Annotated in this window: 21 protein-coding genes and 1 pseudogene; 10 read left to right on the forward strand and 12 right to left on the reverse strand. The window is 73.1% G+C overall.

All coding sequences use genetic code 11. From position 1 onward, the window contains the following. Nucleotides 1-79: 79 nt before the first annotated feature. Together D7147_RS18420 and glpK are read right to left on the reverse strand one after the other, a co-directional pair. Nucleotides 80-1756 (reverse strand): right-handed parallel beta-helix repeat-containing protein, encoded by a 1677-nt coding sequence (locus D7147_RS18420; RefSeq protein WP_120679287.1) that lies wholly within the window; start codon nucleotides 1754-1756, stop codon nucleotides 80-82. Nucleotides 1757-1921: 165 nt separating this feature from the next. Then, nucleotides 1922-3406 carry a glycerol kinase GlpK gene (gene glpK / locus D7147_RS18425; RefSeq protein ID WP_199716583.1) on the reverse strand — a complete coding sequence of 495 codons (1485 nt, stop codon included), beginning with the start codon at nucleotides 3404-3406 and terminating at the stop codon, nucleotides 1922-1924. Between the two features lie 126 nt (nucleotides 3407-3532). Here glpK and D7147_RS18430 point away from each other — a divergent pair, with 126 nt between their 5' ends. Further along, the gene (locus D7147_RS18430; RefSeq protein WP_120679858.1) at nucleotides 3533-4471 is read left to right on the forward strand and encodes a ribose-phosphate diphosphokinase; all 939 of its coding nucleotides are present in this window, start codon (nucleotides 3533-3535) and stop codon (nucleotides 4469-4471) included. 15 nt (nucleotides 4472-4486) lie between these two features. Here the strand turns inward: D7147_RS18430 and D7147_RS18435 are convergent, their stop codons facing one another. From D7147_RS18435 to D7147_RS18450, 4 genes are all read right to left on the reverse strand, one after another. Continuing rightward, nucleotides 4487-4948: an ATP-binding protein gene (locus tag D7147_RS18435; RefSeq protein WP_120679289.1), complete on the reverse strand. Its 462-nt coding sequence runs from the start codon at nucleotides 4946-4948 to the stop codon at nucleotides 4487-4489. 143 nt (nucleotides 4949-5091) lie between these two features. Next, nucleotides 5092-5664 (reverse strand): DUF5709 domain-containing protein, encoded by a 573-nt coding sequence (locus tag D7147_RS18440; protein WP_120679292.1) that lies wholly within the window; start codon nucleotides 5662-5664, stop codon nucleotides 5092-5094. A gap of 103 nt (nucleotides 5665-5767) precedes the next feature. After that, complete coding sequence (locus D7147_RS18445) at nucleotides 5768-6532, reverse strand: ATP-binding protein (protein ID WP_120679294.1); 765 nt, start codon at nucleotides 6530-6532, stop codon at nucleotides 5768-5770. Next, nucleotides 6529-7530, reverse strand: a complete 1002-nt coding sequence (locus tag D7147_RS18450) for an SDR family oxidoreductase (RefSeq protein ID WP_120679296.1) — start codon at nucleotides 7528-7530, stop codon at nucleotides 6529-6531. Before D7147_RS18450 ends, D7147_RS18445 begins: the two co-directional genes overlap by 4 nt. A gap of 232 nt (nucleotides 7531-7762) precedes the next feature. On the opposite strand from D7147_RS18450, the gene D7147_RS18455 reads away from it, so the two are divergent. Continuing rightward, nucleotides 7763-8962: a glycosyltransferase gene (locus D7147_RS18455; protein ID WP_120679298.1), complete on the forward strand. Its 1200-nt coding sequence runs from the start codon at nucleotides 7763-7765 to the stop codon at nucleotides 8960-8962. Here D7147_RS18455 and D7147_RS18460 read toward each other — a convergent pair. From D7147_RS18460 to aroA, 4 genes and pseudogenes are all read right to left on the reverse strand, one after another. Further along, nucleotides 8920-9896: pseudogene (locus D7147_RS18460) on the reverse strand (hypothetical protein). The gene D7147_RS18455 and the pseudogene D7147_RS18460 overlap by 43 nt on opposite strands. 26 nt (nucleotides 9897-9922) lie before the next feature. Then, nucleotides 9923-10741 carry a histidinol-phosphatase gene (hisN, locus tag D7147_RS18465; RefSeq protein ID WP_120679302.1) on the reverse strand — a complete coding sequence of 273 codons (819 nt, stop codon included), beginning with the start codon at nucleotides 10739-10741 and terminating at the stop codon, nucleotides 9923-9925. A gap of 28 nt (nucleotides 10742-10769) precedes the next feature. Further along, entirely contained in the window at nucleotides 10770-11753 is a 984-nt protein-coding gene (gene rsgA, locus D7147_RS18470; protein ID WP_233563215.1) for a ribosome small subunit-dependent GTPase A, read from the reverse strand. A gap of 121 nt (nucleotides 11754-11874) precedes the next feature. After that, complete coding sequence (aroA, locus tag D7147_RS18475; RefSeq protein WP_120679306.1) at nucleotides 11875-13176, reverse strand: 3-phosphoshikimate 1-carboxyvinyltransferase; 1302 nt, start codon at nucleotides 13174-13176, stop codon at nucleotides 11875-11877. A 92-nt stretch (nucleotides 13177-13268) separates the two neighbouring features. On the opposite strand from aroA, the gene D7147_RS18480 reads away from it, so the two are divergent. The 5 genes from D7147_RS18480 to rsrA all read left to right on the forward strand — a co-directional run bounded on the left by D7147_RS18480 (nucleotide 13269) and on the right by rsrA (nucleotide 16800). After that, the gene (locus D7147_RS18480; RefSeq protein ID WP_120679308.1) at nucleotides 13269-13976 is read left to right on the forward strand and encodes an SOS response-associated peptidase; all 708 of its coding nucleotides are present in this window, start codon (nucleotides 13269-13271) and stop codon (nucleotides 13974-13976) included. Nucleotides 13977-14174: 198 nt separating this feature from the next. Beyond that, complete coding sequence (locus tag D7147_RS18485; protein ID WP_120679310.1) at nucleotides 14175-14567, forward strand: WhiB family transcriptional regulator; 393 nt, start codon at nucleotides 14175-14177, stop codon at nucleotides 14565-14567. A gap of 99 nt (nucleotides 14568-14666) precedes the next feature. Further along, nucleotides 14667-15329 carry an alpha/beta hydrolase family protein gene (locus tag D7147_RS18490; RefSeq protein WP_120679312.1) on the forward strand — a complete coding sequence of 221 codons (663 nt, stop codon included), beginning with the start codon at nucleotides 14667-14669 and terminating at the stop codon, nucleotides 15327-15329. Between the two features lie 369 nt (nucleotides 15330-15698). Beyond that, nucleotides 15699-16511 (forward strand): sigma-70 family RNA polymerase sigma factor, encoded by an 813-nt coding sequence (locus tag D7147_RS18495; RefSeq protein ID WP_120679314.1) that lies wholly within the window; start codon nucleotides 15699-15701, stop codon nucleotides 16509-16511. Between the two features lies 1 nt (nucleotide 16512). Further along, nucleotides 16513-16800, forward strand: coding sequence for a mycothiol system anti-sigma-R factor (gene rsrA / locus D7147_RS18500; protein ID WP_120679316.1), 288 nt, complete (start codon nucleotides 16513-16515; stop codon nucleotides 16798-16800). A 110-nt stretch (nucleotides 16801-16910) separates the two neighbouring features. Here the strand turns inward: rsrA and D7147_RS33705 are convergent, their stop codons facing one another. Then, on the reverse strand, nucleotides 16911-16985 hold the full coding sequence (locus D7147_RS33705; protein ID WP_369700219.1) for a 50S ribosomal protein bL37: 75 nt from the start codon (nucleotides 16983-16985) through the stop codon (nucleotides 16911-16913). A 246-nt stretch (nucleotides 16986-17231) separates the two neighbouring features. Between D7147_RS33705 and D7147_RS18505 the strand changes: the two genes are divergently transcribed. Then, complete coding sequence (locus D7147_RS18505; RefSeq protein ID WP_120679319.1) at nucleotides 17232-17447, forward strand: biotin/lipoyl-binding carrier protein; 216 nt, start codon at nucleotides 17232-17234, stop codon at nucleotides 17445-17447. After that, on the forward strand, nucleotides 17444-17950 hold the full coding sequence (locus tag D7147_RS18510) for a GNAT family N-acetyltransferase (RefSeq protein WP_120679322.1): 507 nt from the start codon (nucleotides 17444-17446) through the stop codon (nucleotides 17948-17950). Before D7147_RS18505 ends, D7147_RS18510 begins: the two co-directional genes overlap by 4 nt. A 129-nt stretch (nucleotides 17951-18079) precedes the next feature. Here D7147_RS18510 and D7147_RS18515 read toward each other — a convergent pair whose 3' ends face one another. Further along, nucleotides 18080-18667 carry a TetR/AcrR family transcriptional regulator gene (locus tag D7147_RS18515; protein WP_199716584.1) on the reverse strand — a complete coding sequence of 196 codons (588 nt, stop codon included), beginning with the start codon at nucleotides 18665-18667 and terminating at the stop codon, nucleotides 18080-18082. A gap of 110 nt (nucleotides 18668-18777) precedes the next feature. Here D7147_RS18515 and D7147_RS18520 point away from each other — a divergent pair, with 110 nt between their 5' ends. After that, nucleotides 18778-20343: an MDR family MFS transporter gene (locus D7147_RS18520; protein WP_120679326.1), complete on the forward strand. Its 1566-nt coding sequence runs from the start codon at nucleotides 18778-18780 to the stop codon at nucleotides 20341-20343. The last annotated feature ends 87 nt before the right edge of the window (nucleotides 20344-20430 follow it).

The raw sequence follows: 20430 nt of genomic DNA on the forward strand, positions 1-20430 counted from the left end.
TACCCCGATGGCGGCGACCGGGCCCGCCGCCGGCGCGGTGGCCTGGCAGGGAGGGCAGCCGTCGGATCGGGACCCCCGGTCAGCGGGTGGCGACGAGCAGGTCCTCCAGCACCAGGGTGCGCAGGTCGTCCCGGCTCGGCATCCGGCCCAGCGCACGCAGCCGCCCGGACTGGGCCTTGCGCATCCCCTCGATCAGCTTGCGAGCCTCGCGCGCGTTGCCGAAGTTCTGGTCCCGGTCGATCTGGCCGAACCACTCCAGCAGCCCGTCGGTCAGGCCGTCGAGCAGCACGTAGTCGTCGTTGCGGGCGATCCGCCCGACGATCTCGACCAGCTGTTCCGGGCTGTAGTTCTCGAACTCCAGCGTCTTGGCGAACCGGGAGGCCAGACCCGAGTTCGCGTCCAGGAAGGCAGCCATCTCGTTGGTGTAACCGGCCACGATGACGGCGACCTGGTCCCGGTGGTCCTCCATGAGCTTGACCAGGGTGTCGATCGCCTCCTGACCGAAGTCGCCACCCGTGCTCCCGGCCCGGGAGAGGGTGTACGCCTCGTCGATGAAGAGCACGCCGCCCAGCGCCTCGTTGAACACCGAGGAGGTCTTCTCCGCGGTGTGGCCGATGTACTGCCCGACCAGGTCGCGGCGGGCGACCTCGCGGAACTGGCCGTTCGGCAGCACCCCGAGGGCCTTGAGCAGCTGTCCGTACAGGCGGGCCACTGTCGTCTTACCGGTGCCCGGGGCGCCGGTGAAGATCAGGTGATGGCTGACCGCGCCGACCGACAGGCCGGCGTTGCGCCGCCACTCGTTGACCTGGATCTCGTCGATCAGCGAGCGGACCTCCGCCTTCACCCCCTCCAGGCCGATCATCGAGTCGAGCTCACCGAGGAGTTCGTCGACCTTCTGTTCGTCCTGCCCGACGGAGCTGCCCGAGCTGACGCCGGCCTTCGGCCGCCCGCCGCCCGCCTCGCCCTCGCGGAGCACCGTGGTCGCGCCCTCGGCGATCCGGATGCCCGGCCGGGCGGTCTGCTCGGTCCGGCAGCCCTCCACCACCCCGGCGCAGCCCCGGCCCACGTCGATGCCGACGCCGGGGGTGTCGTGCACCCAGCAGTCCACGATGGTCGGGCCGCTCTGCAGCGCGACCACGATGCCCGCGTCACCGGTGGCCGAGATGTCGCAGCGTTCGATGGTGGGGCGGGCGGCCTGGTAGACGTACATGCCGCGGAAGCCGCTGTTGACCACGGTGCAGTTGCGGATCGTCGGATCGGCGCCGAGCCGGACGATGATGCCGTCCTCGGCGACGTCCCGGATCTCGCACTGCTCGATCGTGCCGCCGGCGTCGGAGATGACCATGCCGTGCTGCCCGCCGGTGACCGTCACCTCGACGGCGTCCAGCCGCGCGCCGTCGGTGACCGACACCGCCGCGGCGTAGCCCGCGGCGACCGTGCACTTCTCCATCCGTAGCCGGCCGCCGGCCGCCTGGACGGCGGGGTGATCGGCGCCCTTCACGACCAGGCCCTGGAGGACGACCTCGCCGCCGGCGCAACCGATCGTCGGCCGGCCGGCCCCCTCGCCGTCGATCGTGACCGAACCGGCCTCGCCCGCGGCCGACAGGGTGATCCGCCGACCGGCGAGGTGCAGGGCCTCGCGGTAGACGCCGGCCTCGATCGAGACCACCGCGCCGTCCGAGGCGATCTCGAGCGCGTCCGAAATGGTCGGACAGGCGCCGGGTCGATCTGGGGAGACTGTCAGCACGCGCACGATGGCCCCGCTCGGTCGTGGAAGGGACGGACCGGAACGCCCGTGGGCGTCCGGCTCGAAGAGTACCGGTCCCTTCGTGACGGTGACGGCCGCGTCAGATGGTGAAAGTGCCGGCCGGCGCCGGGGCAGCCGTCTCGCGCGCGCCGCCGGACGTGGTGCCCGGGAGCGTCAGTCGACCCAGTCCAGGGTCCGCTGCACGGCCTTGCGCCAGTTGCGCAGCTCACGGTCGCGATGCGCCGGGTCCATCCGCGGCGCCCACTCGGCGTCCGAGCGCCAGTGGGAGCGCAGCGTGGCCAGGTCGGGCCAGAAGCCGACCGCCAGGCCGGCCGCGTACGCAGCGCCGAGGCAGGTGGTCTCGGTGATCCGGGAGCGGACCACCGGGACGTCGAGCACGTCGGCGAGGAACTGCATGAGCAGCCCGTTGGCCGTCATGCCACCGTCCACCCGGAGCCGTCGCAGCGCGACGTCCGAGTCGGCGTTCATCGCGTCGACCACCTCGCGGGTCTGCCAGGCCGACGCCTCCAGCACCGCTCGGGCCAGGTGCCCCTTGGTGATGTAGCCGGTGAGCCCGGCGATGACTCCGCGCGCGTCGCTGCGCCAGTGCGGGGCGAAGAGCCCGGAGAAGGCCGGCACCACGTAGCAGCCGCCGTTGTCCTCGACCGTGCCGGCCAGCTCCTCGACCTCGGGCGCGGTGGAGATGAGGCCCAGGTTGTCCCGTAGCCACTGGACCAGGGCGCCGGTCACCGCGATGGCCCCCTCCAGGGCGTACGCGGGCGGCTCCTCCGCGATCCGGTAGGCGACGGTGGTGAGCAGGCCGTGCGCCGAGGTGACCGCGCTCGTGCCCGTGTTGAGCAGCAGGAAACTGCCGGTGCCGTACGTGCACTTCGCCTCTCCCGGCTGGAAGCAGGCCTGCCCGAAGAGCGCGGCCTGCTGGTCGCCGAGGGCGCTGGCCACCGGCACCCCGGCGAGCACCCCGGTCGCCGTCGCGTAGACCTCGGCGGAGCTGCGGATCTCCGGCAGCATCGCGGCCGGTACACCCATCGCGTCGAGCAGTTCCGGATCCCACTGGAGGGTGGCGAGGTTCATCAGCATGGTGCGGCTCGCGTTGGTCACGTCGGTGACGTGCCGGCCGGTCAACTTCCAGATCAGCCAGCTGTCCATGGTGCCGAAGAGCACCTCGCCGGCCTCGGCCCGGGCCCGCAGCCCGTCGACGTTCTCCAGCAGCCAGCGCAGCTTCGGCCCGGCGAAGTAGGTCGCCAGCGGCAGCCCGGTGCGTTCCCGGAACCGCTGCTCGCCGTACGCCTGGTCGAGCTCGCGCAGCAGCTCCCCGGTCCGGGTGTCCTGCCAGACGATCGCGTTCGCCACCGGGCGACCGGTCGCCCGGTCCCAGACCACTGTGGTCTCCCGCTGGTTGGTGATGCCGACGGCGGCGAGACCGGCGGCGTCGGTGCCGGCCGCCCGCAGCGCCTCGCGCACCACGTGCTCGACGTTCGCCCAGATCTCCTCGGCGTCGTGCTCGACCCAGCCGGGGCGGGGGAAGATCTGCCGGTGCTCCCGCTGCGCCACGGAGACGATCTCCCCCGCCCGGTCGAAGACGATGCACCTCGAAGAGGTGGTGCCCTGATCGATGGCGGCGACGTACTCTCCGGTCACGGCAGCACCGTACCCGCACCGGCGCGGTCGTGCCGACCGCTCCGATCGGCGTCCGTCGTGTTTCGCCGCCGAGCCGTACGGCCCGGCGCGCGGCGCGTCCCGCGTCCGGCCGTACGATCTGCAAACGTGCGCGACATCGCCGTCTTCAGCGGATCTGCCCATCCGGAACTCGCCGCCGAGATCTGCGACCAGCTGGGTGTGCCGCTTCGCCCGGTGCGGGTGTCCCGGTTCGCCAACGACTGTCTCGAGGTGCAGTTGCAGGCCAACTGCCGGGAGCGGGACGTCTTCCTGATCCAACCGCTGGTGCCTCCGGTGCAGGAGCACCTGGTCGAGCTGCTGCTGATGATCGACGCGGCCCGGGGCGCCTCGGCCGGCCGGATCACCGTGGTGCTGCCGCACTACGCGTACGCCCGGTCGGACAAGAAGGACGCCCCGCGCATCTCGATCGGCGCTCGGCTCGTCGCCGACCTGCTCACGTCCGCCGGGGCCGACCGGGTGCTGGCGATGACGCTGCACTCGCCGCAGGTGCACGGATTCTTCAGCGTCCCGGTCGACCACCTGCACGCGCTGCGCGAGCTGGCCGGCCACTTCAAGCGCTACGACCTGAGCAACACCGTGGTCGTCTCGCCCGACCTGGGCAACGCCAAGCAGGCGGCGGCCTTCGCCCGGATGCTCGGTACGCCGGTCGCGGCGGGCGCGAAGCAGCGGTTCAGCGACGATCGGGTCACCATCAGCGCGGTGATCGGTGACGTGTCGGGCCGGGACGTGATCGTGCTGGACGACGAGATCGCCAAGGGCAGCACGATGATCGAGTTGATGGACCACCTGCGGGAGCGGGATGTCCAGTCGATCCGGCTCGCCTGCACGCACGGCCTCTTCTCGGGCGGTGCGTTGGGTCGGCTGAGCGAGCAGCCCGGGGTGTTGGAGATCGTCTGCACCAACACCGTGCCGATTCCGGCCGAGAAGCGGGGCCCGAAGCTCGAGGTGCTCTCGGTCGCGCCGGCGCTGGCCGAGGCGATGCGGCGGATCCACAACGGCGAGTCGGTCAGCGCCCTCTTCGGTTGAGCCCGGCCGGCGCGCTCAGTCGGGCTGACCGGCCGAGGTCTGCGCGGGGACCGCGGTGGTGATCCGGACGATCGTGCCGGTCTCGGCGCTGACGATCTCGATGGTGTCGCTGAGTTCGCGGGCGAGCCAGAGGCCCCAGCCGCCGGCGGTGTCGGGCGCGGGGCGGTTGCGGTCGTCGAGCCGTTGTGAGCTGATGCCGATGCCCTGATCGGCGACCTCGCAGGTCAGCGTCCCGCCGTGCTGCCACAGGCGGAGCGAGCCCTGGCCGCCGCCGTGCCGCACGGCGTTCGTGATCAGCTCGTTGACCGCGAGCACGAAGTCGTCGAGTCGCTGGTCGCGCAGGCCCGCGGCCTGGGCGCAGGACGTGACCGAGTGACGCAGTTCGGTCACCCGGCCCCGGTCGAAGGCTTCGGCGATGAGGAGGGCAGGTTCGATGGGCCCAACGGTACGCGGTACGCGAGGATCGGCGTTCGTCATGGCCCGTCCCGGCAGCGGCTCTCGGAGTTTTTCGCGGCTTTTCCACCGTACGTCAGGGTTTGCTGGTGCGCACCAGCGCCCCCGGATGGTGTGACGGCCGCAGCGCCGCTGGACGGGTCGGAGCTGCCGAGCCGCCGTGCCGGTCAGACCGAGTGCGGTGGCTGCGTCTCGTGGATCGCCAGCTCCTCGGCGGTCGCGCCGCCGCCGGCCGAGCCCGCGTCGTACGCCACGTTGTCGGTCTCCTGGTCGGTGTGCGCCCCCTCGTCCGGTTCGACGATGCGCCCCACCTCCGCGTCGGCCACCGTGCCGAGCTGACCGTGGTCGTAGAGCGAGACCGGCGAGTCGGGGTCCGAGCGCGGGCCCGCGTCCATCACGTCGGCGTCGAGCTGGGCCTGCGCCGCGGCCTCCTCGCTGTCCGCCTCGGCCGCGATGCCGGGATCGACGGGACCGGCCAGCGGGTCGTCGGTGGGGCGCTCGTACTGCTCGCGCTGGAGCTTGTAGTCGAGCGACTCGCCGTCGAGCTGCTCGTCGGCGGTGATGCCGTAGCTGTCCACGGCGACGGGGTCCCGGTCGCCGGGGAGCTGGGCCGGATCCGGGCCGTCCGCCTCGCGACCGGTCAACACGTCGTCGTTCGCGGTCGAGTCGTCGTCGGCGGTCCCCGGCAGGCCGTTCGCCTCCGGGTCGGACACGGGCGTCGGGTACTCGTCGTCGCGCATGACGGACCTCTACCCACTCGACCCGTCGGTCATGCAGTCGGCCCGGCCCGCAAAGGCGGCACAAGCGCAGATACCGCCCAGCAGTCCACCCGTCCCGAAGGGGTCAGGGCGCGGCGGGGAGAACGCACCAGACCAGCTTGCCGTCGGGCAGGCGAGTGCTCCCCCAACGGTCGGCGAGGGCGTCCACCAGCAGCAGGCCCCGGCCGCCGATCGACGTCGTGGCGGCCGGCCCGACGAAGGCTGGCGGACGCGGCGAGTGGTCGCGTACGGACAGGTGCAGGGCCTCGCCCGCCGGGGCGATCCGCACCGTCATCGGCGTACCGGCGTGCGCCACCACGTTGTTGACCAGCTCGGTGACCGCGATGCCGCCCGCCTCGGCGAGCGCCGGCACACCCCACCGCCGGCACCCCTCGGCGACCAGCCCCCGAGCCTGTCGAGCCGCATCGACCACCGGGGCGAAGTCCGCGCTGAGCACCGCGGCCATCGGCGAGCGGGCGAGCGCGGCCAGGGCCGCGTCCAGGCTCGGCAGGACCGGCACCCCGGCCAGCGCCGGATCCGGGTCGTCGCCCGTGGCGGCGGGATCGCAGAGCAGCAGACCCGCCGCCGGCCAGCCGGCGACCTCACGCTGCACGTCGGCGAAGACGGAACGGGTGGCCGGATCCGCCACCCACAGGTCGGTCAGGTCGACCACCACCGGGCCGGGACGCTCGCTGAGCCGGGCGAGCAGCGCTTCGCGTACGGCCGGGGCGCCGGCCGGTTCGAGCAGCCCGAGGACCCGGACCACCGCCGACGACTCGTCGGCCTCCACCCGGCAGGGCCCGCTCGCCGTCTCCTGCCCCACGGTCGCCGGGCGCTCGGTCCGCCTCATGCGCGCTCCGTCCGAGCCCGGCGGGACCGGGCGGCGATCGTGCCGACCGCCGTGCCGGCCGCCGCGAGTCCGAAGGCGGCGGTCATCCGGACCAGCCGCCTGCGTCGGCCGTGCCAGCCGCCGTCACGCCGGCCGTCGGCGTCGGCCCGGAACACGTTCCCCGAGCTCTCCAGGCGGACGCCCGGCCCGAACTGCGTCCGGTGCGTGTACCAGCCGAGAGTCCGCTCGGCCAGCGCCGGAGCCAGCCGCCACTGGAGCCCGAGCAGCCGCGCCGCGTTGCCGGCGTACGCCTCGCGGCGCGGCCGCCGCAGCAGGCGCACGATCGTCGCGGCCACCATCTCCGGCGGGTAGACCGGAGGCGGCGGCAGCACCTCGCGTCCGCTGTGGTTCGCGGCGTGCCGGAAGAACGGGGTGTCGACGGTGGCCGGCAGCACCGTGCAGATCGAGATGTTGGACCGTCCGGTGACCCGCAGCTCCTGACGGACGGTGTCGGCGAGGCCGCGCAGGCCGTGCTTCGTGGCGTTGTACGCCGACTGGTAGGGCATCGCCACCTCGGCGAGCATCGAGGCGTTGTTCACCACCACCCCGCCCCCGGCGGCGCCGAGGTGGGGCAGTGCCGCCCGGATGCCGTGCACCGCGCCGAGCAGGTTCACCTCCAGCACCCGGCGGAACTCGGCCACCGGGATCTCGTCGAAGAGCCCGACGGCACCCACCGCCGCGTTGTTGATCCAGGCGTCGATCCGGCCGAAGCCCGTCGCCGCGCGCTCGGCGAGCCGCTCGACCGAGACCGCGTCGGTGACGTCGGTCGGTACGACCAGCGGCCGGCCGCCGAGCTCCTCGCAGCGCTGCGCGACCCGGCCCAGCGCGGCCTCGCTTCGTGCCGCGAGCACCACCGCGGCACCCCGCCTGGCCAGCGCGTACGCGGTGGCGGTGCCGATGCCGCTGGAGGCGCCAGTGATCACGACGGTGGCGGCGTCGAGGCTGCGCGTGAGTGGCATTCCTGGCCCGTACCCCCGGCCGGGGCGGGTCATGCCGGTGAAGGTGACCGGATCGCCACGAAAGTGATCAACAGGGCGATGTTCCGAGGCGTCTGGTGGCCCTCGTGGCGAATGTGTCCGGGTGACCTGCCGGGCTCTTCCTGATCTGCCAGGTTTCGGCTTCTCGGGCCGTGGTTAATGGGACCCTCTGACCGGGAGGACCACCGTTGGACACATCGCATGGAGGTGACCCATGCGCGTCGGCCTCGTCTGCGCGCACGCCGGCCCGTCCAGGACGACCGACGGCCCGACCGTCGGCACCCATCAACACATCGCACGGGTCGCCGCGGAGCTGGCCGGACGAGGCCATGACGTCCGGGTCTACGAACGCCGGGACGACCCCGAGCTGCCGTCGACCCTGGAGCTCGACGGCTACCAGGTCGAACGGGTTCCCGTCGGGCCGGCCGAGCCGCTGCCCACGGCCGAGCTCATCCCGTACGTGGCGGAGTTCGGCGGCTGGCTGACCGACCGCTGGGCCGGCGAGGAGCCGCCCGAGGTGGTGCACGGCCACTACTGGGTCGGCGGGCTCGCCGCGGCGCACGCGGTGCGGGAGACCGACATCCCGGTGGTGCAGACCTTCCACTCGCTCGGCATCGAGCAGCTGCGCCACCTCGGCGGGGCGTACGACGGCCCGGGGGAGCGGATCCCCCTGGAGCGGGCGCTGACCCGCGCGGTGGACGTGGCGGTCGCCCAGTGCAACGACGAGGTCGACGAACTGACCCGGATGGGGCTGCAACGCACCTCGGTCGCCATGGTGCCCACCGGGGTGGACGTCGCGCAGTTCCACCCCGACGGCGAGGCCGCGCCCCGGGACCAGCGGCCCCGGATCCTCTCCGTCGGCGGGCTCGCCCCCGGGCACGGACAGGACGACCTGATCCAGGCGATGCGGCTGGTCGGTGACGTCGAGCTGGTGATCGCCGGCGGGCCGCCCGTCGAGCAGCTGGAGAACCACGCCGAGGCGCGCCGGCTGCGCGAACTGGCCGAGCGCAACGGAGTGGGCGAACAGGTGCGCCTGGTGGGGGCCGTGCCGCACGACCAGATGGCCACCTGGTACCGGTCGGCGGACGTGGTCGCCTGCACCCCGCACTACTCCTCGGCGGGGCGGGTCTCGCTGGAGGCTATGGCCTGCGGTGTGCCGGTGGTCGGCTACGCGATGGGCGGGATCGCCGACGCGGTGGTCGACGAGGTGACCGGGCGACTGGTGCCGCCGGGCGACGTACGCGCGCTCGGGGTGACGCTGCGCCGGCTGCTCGCGGACAACGCGGGCCGGTTCGCGTACGGGCACGCGGCGGTGGACCGGGTGCGGTGCAGCTACACCTGGGAGCGGACCGCCGCCGCGCTGGAGCGCCTCTACGAGCGGGTGGTGGGCAAGCGCAAGCCGGTCGAGGCGTGAGCCGCACCGGCGGCGGCAGGGCGTGCGGTGACGCCACCGCCGGCGGGTCTCAGCGGGGACGGCCGACGCCGGCCATCGCCGGTCCGGGCGTCCGGGCCACCGGGTGCTGCTGTGGCTCGGCGTACCGGGTCAGGCCGATCACCGCGGCGAGCGTGACCAGGAAGCCGACCGCGGCCAGCCACTCACGGCCGGGCCAGATCTTGTCGTTGAGCAGCAGCAACCCGACGATCGCGGCGGGCACCGCGCCGGCCGCGTCCATCGCCGCCACCGCCGCGGTCGTGGAGCCGCGCTGCATGGCCAGGCCGAGCAGCAGCTGCCCGACCACCGAGTGGGCCACCAGCAGGTAGAGCAGCGGGTTGCGGGCGAACGCCTCCACCGACGGCGCGGAGGCGAGCGGGCGGGCGGCCACCGCCGCGGCGGAGAACGCCAGGCCGGCCAGCGACCCGAGCGCCACCGAGCCGGGTGCCCCGTGCAGCCGCACCGCGAAGAAGCCGAGGGCGGCGATGAGGGCGAGCACCAGCAGCAGGACGAGCACGGCGCCCGTGCCGAGCTGCCGCGACGGCGCCGGGCGGGCGGCCAGCACCAGCGCGCTGATCCCGGCGAAGAGCAGCGCCAACAGCGCCACCTCGGCGGCCGGTAGTCGCCACTTCAGCACCACCACGCCGAGGATGGCGGTCACGCCGAGCCCGGCGGCCACGCTCGACTGCACCAGGAAGAGCGGCAGGTCGCGGCGGGCCAGGAAGGCGAGCAGGAAACCACCGAGCTGGCAGGCCACGCCCACCAGGTAGGTGCGGTGCCCGGCCAGCCGCAGCAGCAGCCCGGGATCGAAGGTGTGGTGCACCGTTGTGCGCGCCGCGGCCACCGACTGGAGCAGGTTGGCGACGCCGTACGCGACGATCATGGCGGCGAGGAAGCACCAGCCGGAGGAGACCACCTGGCGAGGATAGAGGTAGACGAGGGTCAGCGCTCGGCTGGTCGACGCAGCCGGTCGAGGATGTCGGCGTGCAGCTCGCCGTTGCTGGCCACCGCGCTGTGCTCGGTGCCGGGGCCGCCCGCCGGGGCCGGCGTGCCCGCCAGGTCGGTGATGGTCCCGCCCGCCTCACGCACGATCGGCACCAGCGCGGCGACGTCCCAGAGCGACAGCTCCGGCTCCACCATCACGTCCAGCGCCCCCTCGGCCAGCAGCACGTAGCCGTAGAAGTCGCCGTACGCGCGGCTGCGCCAGCAGTCCCGCATGAGGCCAAGCATCGCGTCGAGCCGTCCGGCGGCCTCCCACCCCGTCAGCGAGGAGTAGCAGAAGCTGGCGTCGCCGAGCTGCCGCACCGCGGAGACGTGGATCGGCTCGCCGCTGTCCCGGTCCGGCCCGGCCCAGGCGCCCGCGCCGGCCGCGGCCCACCAGCGGCGTCCCAACGCCGGAGCGGAGACCAGCCCGAGCACCGGCCGATCCCCCTCCAGCAGGGCGATCAGGGTGCCCCAGACGGGCACGCCGCGGACGAAGTTCTTGGTGCCGTCGATCGGGTCGATCACCCAGCGCCGCCCGTCCGGTCCGGCGGCCGGCTGCGCGCCGTACTCCTCGCCGAGCAGCCCGTCGGCCGGGCGGTGCTCGCCCAGCAGGTCCCGGATCCGCCGCTCGACGGCGGTGTCCGCGTCCGAGACGGGGGTCAGGTCGGGCTTCGACTCCACCCGCAAATCCAGTGCCCGGAACCGGGCCGTCGAGATGGCGTCGGCGGCGTCGGCGAGGGTGTGGGCGAGGGCGAGGTCGTCGGCGTACCCGGTCATTTGGAGAACCTAGCCGACCGGGCCCGGGTCAGCCGAGCGTGGGCGGCTCGCCCCGGGACTCCGGCTCGCCCCGCGGGTCGCTGTCGCCGGCCCGGGAGGCCAGCAGCCGGCGGTACGACGCGAGCCGGCGCGGGTCGGCCTTGCCGGCGGCCACCCAGGCGTCCAATCCGCACTCCGCCGCGTCCGGGGTGTGCGGGCAGTTGGCCGGGCAGTCGACGGTGCCCTCGACCAGGTCGGGGAAGCCGTGCAGCAGGCTGTCCGCGGAGACGTGCGCCAACCCGAAGCTGCGTACGCCGGGCGTGTCGACGATCCAGCCGGCCGAGGTGCCGGACCCCCCGGGCGCGGCCGGCAGAGGCAGCGCCACGGCGCTGGTCGAGGTGTGCCGGCCGCGGCCGATGGCGCTGACCGTGCCGACCGCTCGGGCGGCCTCCGGGACCAGCCGGTTGACCAGCGTCGACTTGCCGACGCCGGAGTGCCCCACCAGCACCGAGACCCGCCCGGCGAGCAGCGCCCGCAGCGCGTCCAGCTCCGAGTCGGGCCGGACCAGCACGTACGGCAGCTCCAGCTCGGCGTAGTAGTCGAGCACGGCCTCGGGGCCGGCCAGGTCGGCTTTCGTGAGGCAGAGCAGCGGCTCGATGTCCGCGTCGTACGCGGCCACCAGGCAGCGGTCGATGAACCCGGTGCGCGGCGGCGGGTCGGCGAGCGCGCTGACGATCACGAGCTGGTCGGCGTTGGCCACCACCACCCGCTCCAACCGCCCCTCGGCGGTGGTCTCGTCGTCGTCGGCGGTGCGGCGCAGCACCGACGACCGTTCGGCGATCCGGACGATCCGGGCCAGTGCGCCCGCCGTGCCGGAGGTGTCGCCGACCAGCGCCACCCGGTCGCCGACCACCACCGACTTGCGGCCCAGCTCGCGGGCGCGCATCGCGGTGACGGTGGCCGCCACCGTCGCGGCGTCATCGAGCACGCAGGTGTAGCGCCCGCGGTCCACGGCGATGACGAAGCCCTCCACCGCGTCGGCGTGCCGGGGGCGGGTGCGGGTACGCGGGCGCGAGGACCTACCGGGTCGGACCCGTACGTCGTCCTCGTCGTACTCCCGCCGCTTGGTCGTCAGGACCCGCCCCTCCGTCGTGTCAGCTCTTGCCCGTCACCATCGCTGACCATAGCGCCGGGAACTCGGGCATGGTCTTCGAGGTGCAGGCGACGTCGTCGAGTTCGATGCCGGGCACGGCGAGCCCGGCCACCGCGGCGGCGTGCGCCATGCGGTGGTCGGCGTAGGTGCGGAAGGTGCCGCCGCGCAGTGGACGGGGCCGGATGTGCAGCCCGTCGTGGGACTCGGTGAGGTCGGCGCCGAGCGCGGTGAACTCCCGGGCCAGCGCGGCGATCCGGTCGGTCTCGTGGCCGCGGATGTGCGCCACCCCGGTGAACCGGGACGGGGAGTCCGCCAGCATGGCCAGCGCGGTCAGCGCCGGGGTCAGCTCGCTGACGTCGGAGAGGTCGGCGTCCAGGCCGTGCACCGTGCCGGTGCCGCGTACGGTGAGCCCCTCGGTGGAGAGGGTCACCTCGCCCCCCATGAGTTGCAGCAGCTCCCGCAGCCGTTCGAGCGGCTGGGCGCTGCTGTGCGGCCACCCCTTGAGGGTGACCTCGCCGCCGGTCACCAGGGCGGCGGCGAAGAAGGGCACGGCGCCGGAGAGGTCCGGCTCGATCTGCCAACCGCGCCCGGTGAGCGGCCCCGGTTCGACGGTCCAGACGTCCGGGACGGTGTCGTCGACGGCGGCGCCCGCGGCGCGCAGCATCTGCACGGTCATCCGCAGGTGCGGTGCGGACGGGACCGGCGGGCCGACGTGCCGGACCACCACCCCGCGGTCGAAGCGGGGCGCGGCCAGCAGCAGGCCGGAGACGAGCTGGCTGGAGGCGGAGGCGTCGATCACGACCTCGCCGCCGGTGACCCGGCCGACGCCGAGCACGGTGAGCGGGAGGCTGCCGGGGCCGGCGACGTCGATCCGGACACCGAGCGAGCGCAGCGCCCCGATCAGCGGGCCGAGCGGGCGCGTCCGGGCGTGCGGGTCGCCGTCGAAGCTGATCCGTCCGTCGGCCAGCCCGGCGACCGGTGGCACGAAGCGCATCACCGTGCCGGCCAGGCCGACGTCGACGTGCGCGGGGCCGACGAGCCGGTGCGGTCGTACGAGCCAGCGCTCGTCGTCGCTGATCGACATGTGCGCGCCCATGCCGCGCAGGCCGGCGGCCATCAACTCGGTGTCCCGGGCGCGCAGCGGCCCGGCCAGCGTCGACGGACCGTTGGCCAGTGCGCCGAGCACCAGCGCGCGGGCGGTCATCGACTTGGATCCGGGCAGGCGCAGCGTGGCCGCGACCGGGTCGGTGGCGGTCGGTGCGGTCCACGGCTTCAGCGGCCGGGTCGCGGTCAGATTCCCCACGGTTACATTCTGCCGTGTCCGCCGGCCCGTGACGTCGGCCGCCCGGTAGTCGGGACAGCCGGCGAGCCGTCCGGCGGGTTAGCGTGGGGGCCATGTGCGGCAGGTACGCGACGACTCGGAGCTCCGGCGAGCTGAGTGCCGTCTTCGAGTCCGCCGACGACACAGGTGGCGAGCTGGGCCCCGACCACAACGTCGCGCCCACCGACCGGGTTCCGCTGGTCCGGTTGAGCCCGGAGCAGCAGCGCATCCTCTCCGTGGGTCGCTGGGGCTTCCTGCCGCACTGGGCCCGCAGCGCCGCCGGGGCCGCGCGGATGATCAACGCGCGCGCGGAGACGGTGGCGACCAGCCGGGCCTATGCCGGCGCCTTCGCCCGTCGTCGCTGCCTGGTGCCGGCCGACGGATGGTACGAGTGGGTGCGCACGCCGAGCGGCCGGCAGGCGTACTACATGACGCCGAGGGACGCCTCGGTGCTCGCCTTCGCCGGCATCTGGTCGGTCTGGGGCTCGGCCGACGGCGAGCGCCTCACGTTCAGCGTGCTCACCACCGCCGCGCTCGGCGAGTTGGCGGAGGTGCACGACCGGATGCCGCTGCTGCTGCCCCGCGAGCGCTGGGCGTCGTGGCTGGCCCCCGCCGACGATCCGGCCCCGCTGCTCGTCCCGCCTCCGTCCGAGTGGCTCGCCGGGCTGGAGGTCCGTCCGGTCGGTCCCGCGGTGGGCGACGTACGCAACGACGGCCCGCAGTTGACCGCTCGGGTGCCGCTCGCCCGCGCCGTCGACCTGGCGGAGCCGACCTTGTTCTGATCGCGGCTTGCGCATTGTCGCGTGCCGATTTGCCAGTGTTACGGGTGAAACGTCGCCCGGCCGTTCAGCCATCTTCCCGATAGCCCCTTGTGACCGCCCGCACAAGTGCGGTAGAACACAGCGCCGGTGGTGAGTGTCGATTCGCAGGGGGCGGACGACACCCATCGATCTTGCCGGTCCCACGGGGGAGGTGGGTGGATGACCCGGGCGCGTATGCCCCGCCCGCACGAGGTTGCTGCCGCACGACGAGATCCACGTCTGCTCCGCGCACTGCGCGAGCGGCGTGAGGACGAGGCGTGGCGGACCAGAGGAACCTGCCAGACCGTTGATCCGGAGACGTTCTTTCCCGCGCCGAACGAGCCCGCCGACGCGGCGGTGGCGCTCTGCCGCAGCTGCGACGTGCAGGGGTCGTGCCTCGCCTGGGCGCTCGAGGTCGGTGACTGCCACGGCGTGTGGGGCGCGACCACGCCCCGGGAGCGCCGGGCCATGCTGGTCGCCTGGCGGGCCGAGGTCGAACCGGATCCGGAGGCCGCCGAGGAGGCCGGCCCACCGGTCCGCGACCGCCTGCTCACTCTCGTCCCGCTCAGCTGAGCGGTCGGCTCGGAGCTCCTGCCGTCGGTCGGCCGTCGGGCGCCGACTCCTGGCCAGGTCCGAGCCTGCTGATGGTCTGCCGGGGCGGAGAATGGCCCGGTGACGCAGCACGACGAGATCACCACTGTCCGCGGTCCGGCCCGGATCGACGCCGACCTGCCGGCCGGGCCGGTCGCCTCCCTGCTCGTGCTCGGGCACGGCGCGGGCGGCGACGTCGACGCCCCGGATCTGCTCGCGGTACGCGACGCCGTGCTTTCCGTCGGCGTCGGCGTCGTCCGGGTGACCCAGCCGTACCGGGTGGCCGGCCGACGTGCGCCCGCGCCCGCCGGGCACCTCGACGAGGCGTGGACTGCGGTGCTCGCCGTGGTACGCGAGTGGCACCCGGGCGTGCCCGTGCTCGTGGGCGGGCGTTCCAGCGGCGCGCGGGTGGCCTGCCGGACGGCCGGCGCGGTCGGCGCGGCGGGGATCGTGGCCCTGGCCTTTCCGCTGCACCCGCCGGGCCGGCCGGAGCGGTCCCGGGCGGCGGAGCTGCTCACCGGGCTGCCGACCCTGGTCGTGAACGGTGACCGGGACCCGTTCGGGGTGCCCGAGGCGAGCCCCGGCGTGACCGTGGTGACCCGGCCGGGTGAGGTGCACGACCTGCGGAAGGATCCCGCCGGCACGGCTGCGGTGGTGCGCGACTGGCTGCGCGGGCAGGGCTGGGCGGGCGACCGAGCGGCGGGTGTCCCGGCGGATTCGGTCGCGCGGTCGCGGTCGCGGTAGGACGTCGGCGCGCGGATCGGGCCGGGCCGGGACCGGCTTCCCGGCGGCGGGTGATGCTCGGCGGAGTGGACTCCGCGTCCCGATCGAGCCGTTTCCGGCAGCCGAGGAGGGTCGTTGCATCGGATGGTGCCGAACGTCCGGTTCGGGCGGCGGAACCATCCTCCCAGGCCCTTCCTGGTCCCAGCGCCGGCCGCGCCGACGCCGGGACCAGGAAAGGGGGCGGGCGGCGAGCAAGTCGCGGTCTCGACCCTGCCGGGCGGCCCGACTTCCCGGCACCCGAGTCGATCAAGGTGCGGCGCTCGGAATGCTCCACCCCACAGCCGTGTTACTACCCCCGGGACGACTTTTCTTCGCGGAGGGGGGACCGGGGTGCCGATCGAGACACCGAGCCGGGAGCGGGACGACCGGGACGTGCGGCAGCTACGCCAGCTGCTCGCCGGGCCGGAGTGGCCCGCCACGTCGGGCGGAACGGCCGCGGTGAGCACGAGCACACCGGCCGGAAGTGAATCTGCGGGCAGGCCCGTGCGCGTATCCTCGGCGAGAAAGCATCCGACGCGAGGGGACGTGCGGTTGACGACCGAGAAGACGGACGAGCGCAGGGCCCGCTTCGAGCGGGACGCGATGCCATTCGTCGATCAGCTCTACGCTGCCGGGCTGCGGATGACGCGTAACCCGGCGGACGCCGAGGACCTCGTCCAGGAGACCTACCTGAAGGCGTACGCCGCCTTCCACCAGTTCGAGCAGGGCACGAATCTCAAGGCCTGGCTCTACCGGATCCTGACCAACACCTACATCAACTCCTACCGGCGGCGGCAGCGCCAGCCGGTGCAGGCGCCGACCGACGAGATCACCGACTGGCAGCTCGCCGAGGCCGAGTCGCACACCTCGAGCGGGCTGCGTTCGGCCGAGACCGAGGCGCTGGACCGGCTGCCGGACAGCGACGTCAAGGAGGCCCTCCAGCAGCTGCCGGAGGAGTTCCGCCTCGCGGTCTACCTGACCGATGTCGAGGGCTTCTCCTACAAGGAGGTCGCCGACATCATGGGCACGCCGATCGGCACGGTGATGTCGCGTCTGCACCGTGGTCGCCGTAATCTGCGCAAGCTGCTGGAGCAGTACGCCAAGGAGCGGGGCTTCAGCGCCGCCACCAAGGGTTCGACCGCTCCCGCCGGCCGGGAGGTGTGACGTGAGCTGTGGAGAGCCGCACGAGACGGACTGCCGCGAGGTGCTCGCCGAGGTCTACCTCTACCTGGACCTGGAGTGCGCCGACGACCGGCGCTCGCTGATCCGGCACCACCTCGACGACTGCGGGCCGTGCCTACGTGAGTACGGCATCGAGCAGGAGGTCAGGGCGCTGGTGGCGCGGTGCTGCGGTAACGAGACCGCGCCGGAGCAGCTGCGTGAGCGCCTGCGCGTCAAGCTCACCGAACTGGTCGTCTTCGAGAGCACCGAGTCGCGCGAACTGGCCGACTGAGAACAGCACACGCAACGGTGGCCCGGGTCGATCGTCGACCCGGGCCACCGGCGTTCCCGGCCGGGGCCGGGGATGCTGACTGGTCGTCGGCGGGCTGGCCCGCCGCGAGGTCAGGAGTTGGGGCGCTTGCCGTGGTTGGCGCCGCTCTTCTTACGGGCCTTCTTCTTGCGAGCCTTCTTCGCCATGGTGACCTCCTTTGATGGTCGGATCCGGTTTGACGACCTCGGCGCCGGTGCACCGACCGGTCGCCCGGCACCGGGTCCGACCCGCTGATGCTAGTGCGGGCCGCGTGGCCCGCGCCGCGCCGGGGCGTCGGCCACGCCGGTCGGCCGGCCGGGCCGGGTCGAGGTGGGTGCCCGCCAGCGCCGGCCGCACACCTGCCGCCGCATGATTGGATACGTCGGCAGGCAACCAGGAGAGGGAGGGCGAAGATGGCCGAGGAGATTCGCGCCGAGATGGTGGCGAACGTCTGGAAGGTCGTCGCGTCGCAGGGTGACTCGGTGTCCGAGGGGGACACGCTGGTGATCCTCGAGTCGATGAAGATGGAGATCCCGGTCGTCGCAGAGTCCGACGGGATCCTGCAGCAGCTCGCGGTCAACGAGGGCGACGTGGTGCAGGACGGCGACCTGATCGCCGTGATCGCTTGACGGGGCTGCTCGTCCGGCCGGCCACGCCGGCCGACTTTCCCGCGATCGCCCGGCTCACGGTGGCCGCGTACGAGGCGGACGGGCAGCTCAAGGGGGAGAACGGCTACGGCGCGGTGCTGGCCGACGTGCCGGCCCGGGCGGAGCACGGCACGGTGCTGGTCGCCGAGGACGCGGCGGGCCGGCTGCTCGGTTCGGTCACCTTCGTGCTGCCCGGCTCCCGGTACGCCGAGCTCTGCGGCCCGGGTGAGGCGGAGTTCCGGATGCTGGCCGTCGACCCCGCCGCGCAGGGGCTCGGTGCCGGGGTGGCGCTGGCCCGCGCGTGCGTCGACCGTGCCGGCGAACTCGGCTGCTCGGCCGTGGTGATCTGCATACGCGACGGGATGGCCGAGCAGGCGCGGCGTCTCTACGACCGGCTCGGTTTCGTCCGGGTCCGGGAGAAGGACTGGTCGCCGCTGCCGGGGGTAGAGCTGCTGGCCCTTCGTCTCGAGCTGCCTCGGACCTGACGCACGGCGCCGGGATCCTTGTGTGTCGGGGCCTCCGCGCGATCGGACACCCCGACATGCACGGAATCCGGGTCGACCAACCCGCAATCGGCCGCGCCGGGCCGCCGGGCCCGGCCGTTGCGCCGGTGGCTAGGCCTTGCCGGTCTCCGGTTGGCCGATCCGGGCGAGCAGCTCGTCGGCCACCTCAAGGGCGATCTTCCGGCGTTCCGCGTCGGTGATGTGCGGCGTGCGCACGGCGAACCAGCTGCTGTGCACGGCGAAGAGCGAGAGCGCGGCGCGCAGCTGCGCCGCCGGGGAGTCGTCACCGCGGCAGAGGGCGCTGGCCAGCTGCATCATCCGGCCGCGCATCTGCTGGCCGGCGGCGAGGCTCTTGAGCACCGTCTGGTTCTGCTCGAAGAAGCGCATCACCGACGGGTGGTCGTCGGTGAACATGGCGTCGGCGTACCGGGCGATCAGCTCCCGCCGGGTGTCCCGGTCGGGCGGCTGCGCCTCCGCCCAGGCGACGAGCGAGTCGATCTGCTCCAGCCGGTCCTCCACGAAGCTGGAGACGATCTCGTCCTTGCTCTTGAAGTGGTAGTAGAGGGCGGCCTTCGTCACATTGAGCCGCTCGGCGATCTCCCGTAGCGAGGTCTTCTCGTACCCCTGCTCGGTGAAGAGTTCCAGCGCCACGGCCTTGATCCGGTTCCGCGTGCCGCTCGTGCTCTCCCGCACTCTCACCCACCCAATTCACTTGACCCTGGTCCGCCACCAACTTACCGTGCGGCTAGTAAGTTAACTAGCCGGCCGGCAAGTAAGTTGGCCGTACACGCTTCCGGGGGAGCTTACCGATGAGTCAGCCAAGCCAGGCCGCCGTGCGACCCAACGTACGGGTCGTGCTCTTCGGCCTGATGATCGCGATGATGCTCGCGATGCTCGACAACATGATCGTCAGCACCGCGCTGCCGAGGATCGTCAACGAGTTCGGCGGCCTGGACCACTTCACCTGGGTGGTCACCGCGTACGTCCTGGGCACCACCGTCTCCACGCCGATCTGGGGCAAGCTCGGCGACCTCTATGGGCGCAAGTCGGTCTTCCTCACCTCGGTCGCGATCTTCCTGGTGGGCTCGGCGCTCTGCGGCATGGCCGGCTCCGGCCTCCTCGGCGGGCCCGCCGACGGCATGATGCAGCTCATCGCCTTCCGGGCGGTCCAGGGACTCGGCGCGGGCGGCCTGATGGTCGGCGTCATGGCGATCATCGGTGACCTCGTCCCGCCCCGGGAACGGGGGCGCTACCAGGGCATGATCGCCGGCATCATGGCGATCGCCATGGTCGCCGGCCCGCTGGTCGGGGGCTTCATCACCGACCACCTCTCCTGGCGCTGGGCGTTCTACGTCAACCTGCCGCTCGGCGGCGTCGCGCTGGCGCTGCTGATCACGACGATGCACCTGCCGAAGTACCGCACCGAGCACCGGATCGACTGGCTCGGCGCGGGACTGCTCTCCGTCGGCATCACCTCGATCGTGCTGATCACCACCTGGGGCGGCAACGAGTACGACTGGGGCTCCGGGCAGATCCTCGGCCTGGTCGCGCTCGCCGTGGTGTCGCTGATCGCCTTCGGCTTCGTCGAGCGGCGGGCGCCCGAACCGATCCTGCCGTTGGCCCTCTTCGCCAACCGCAACTTCGCGCTGATCTCGGTGATCGGTTTCCTGCTCGGGTTCGCGATGTTCGGCGCCATGAACTTCCTGCCGCTGTACCAGCAGACCGTGCAGGGCGCCTCGGCCACGAACAGCGGCCTGCTGCTGCTCCCGCTGATGTTCGGCATGCTGGTGGTCTCGCTGCTCGTCGGTCGGGCGATCACCCGGACCGGCCGCTACCGCGCGTACCCGATCATCGGCGGCGTGGCGATGATCGCCGGCATGGGCCTGCTGACCATGCTGGACGTCGGCACCAGCAAGCTGGAGTCCTCGCTCTTCATGGTCGTGCTCGGCGCCGGCATGGGCTTCCTCATGCAGACCTCGATGCTCATCGCGCAGAACAGCGTGGCCCAGAAGGACCTCGGCGCGGCGAGCGGCGCGGCCACCTTCTTCCGGTCGATCGGCGGCTCGTTCGGCATCTCGCTCTTCGGCGCGATCTTCGCCAACCGGCTCGCCGACTCGGCCGCGGGCGGAGCGTTCGGCGGCGGTGAGGGCGGCGGGATGGATCTGGAGCAGCTCAAGGAGTTGCCCGCCCAGGTCCGCGAGACGGTGCTCGCCGGCCTCGCCGACGCGGTCTCGCACGTGTTCCTGTGGGCGGTGCTCTTCACCGTCGCCATTCCGGTGCTCGCCTGGTTCATCAAGGAGATCCCGCTGCGTACGGCGAACGAGACGCCGGCGCCGGCCACCGGCGAGGAGAGCGAACCGGCTCCCGTCGCCTGACCCCCACCTCGCGGTGATCATGAGGTTGTCGCCACCCGCGTCGGCTGTCACGGCGACAACCTCATGATCAGCCGTGGTGGGGGCGGG

It is taken from the genome of Micromonospora musae (assembly GCF_003626545.1).
Lineage (GTDB): Bacteria > Actinomycetota > Actinomycetes > Mycobacteriales > Micromonosporaceae > Micromonospora > Micromonospora musae.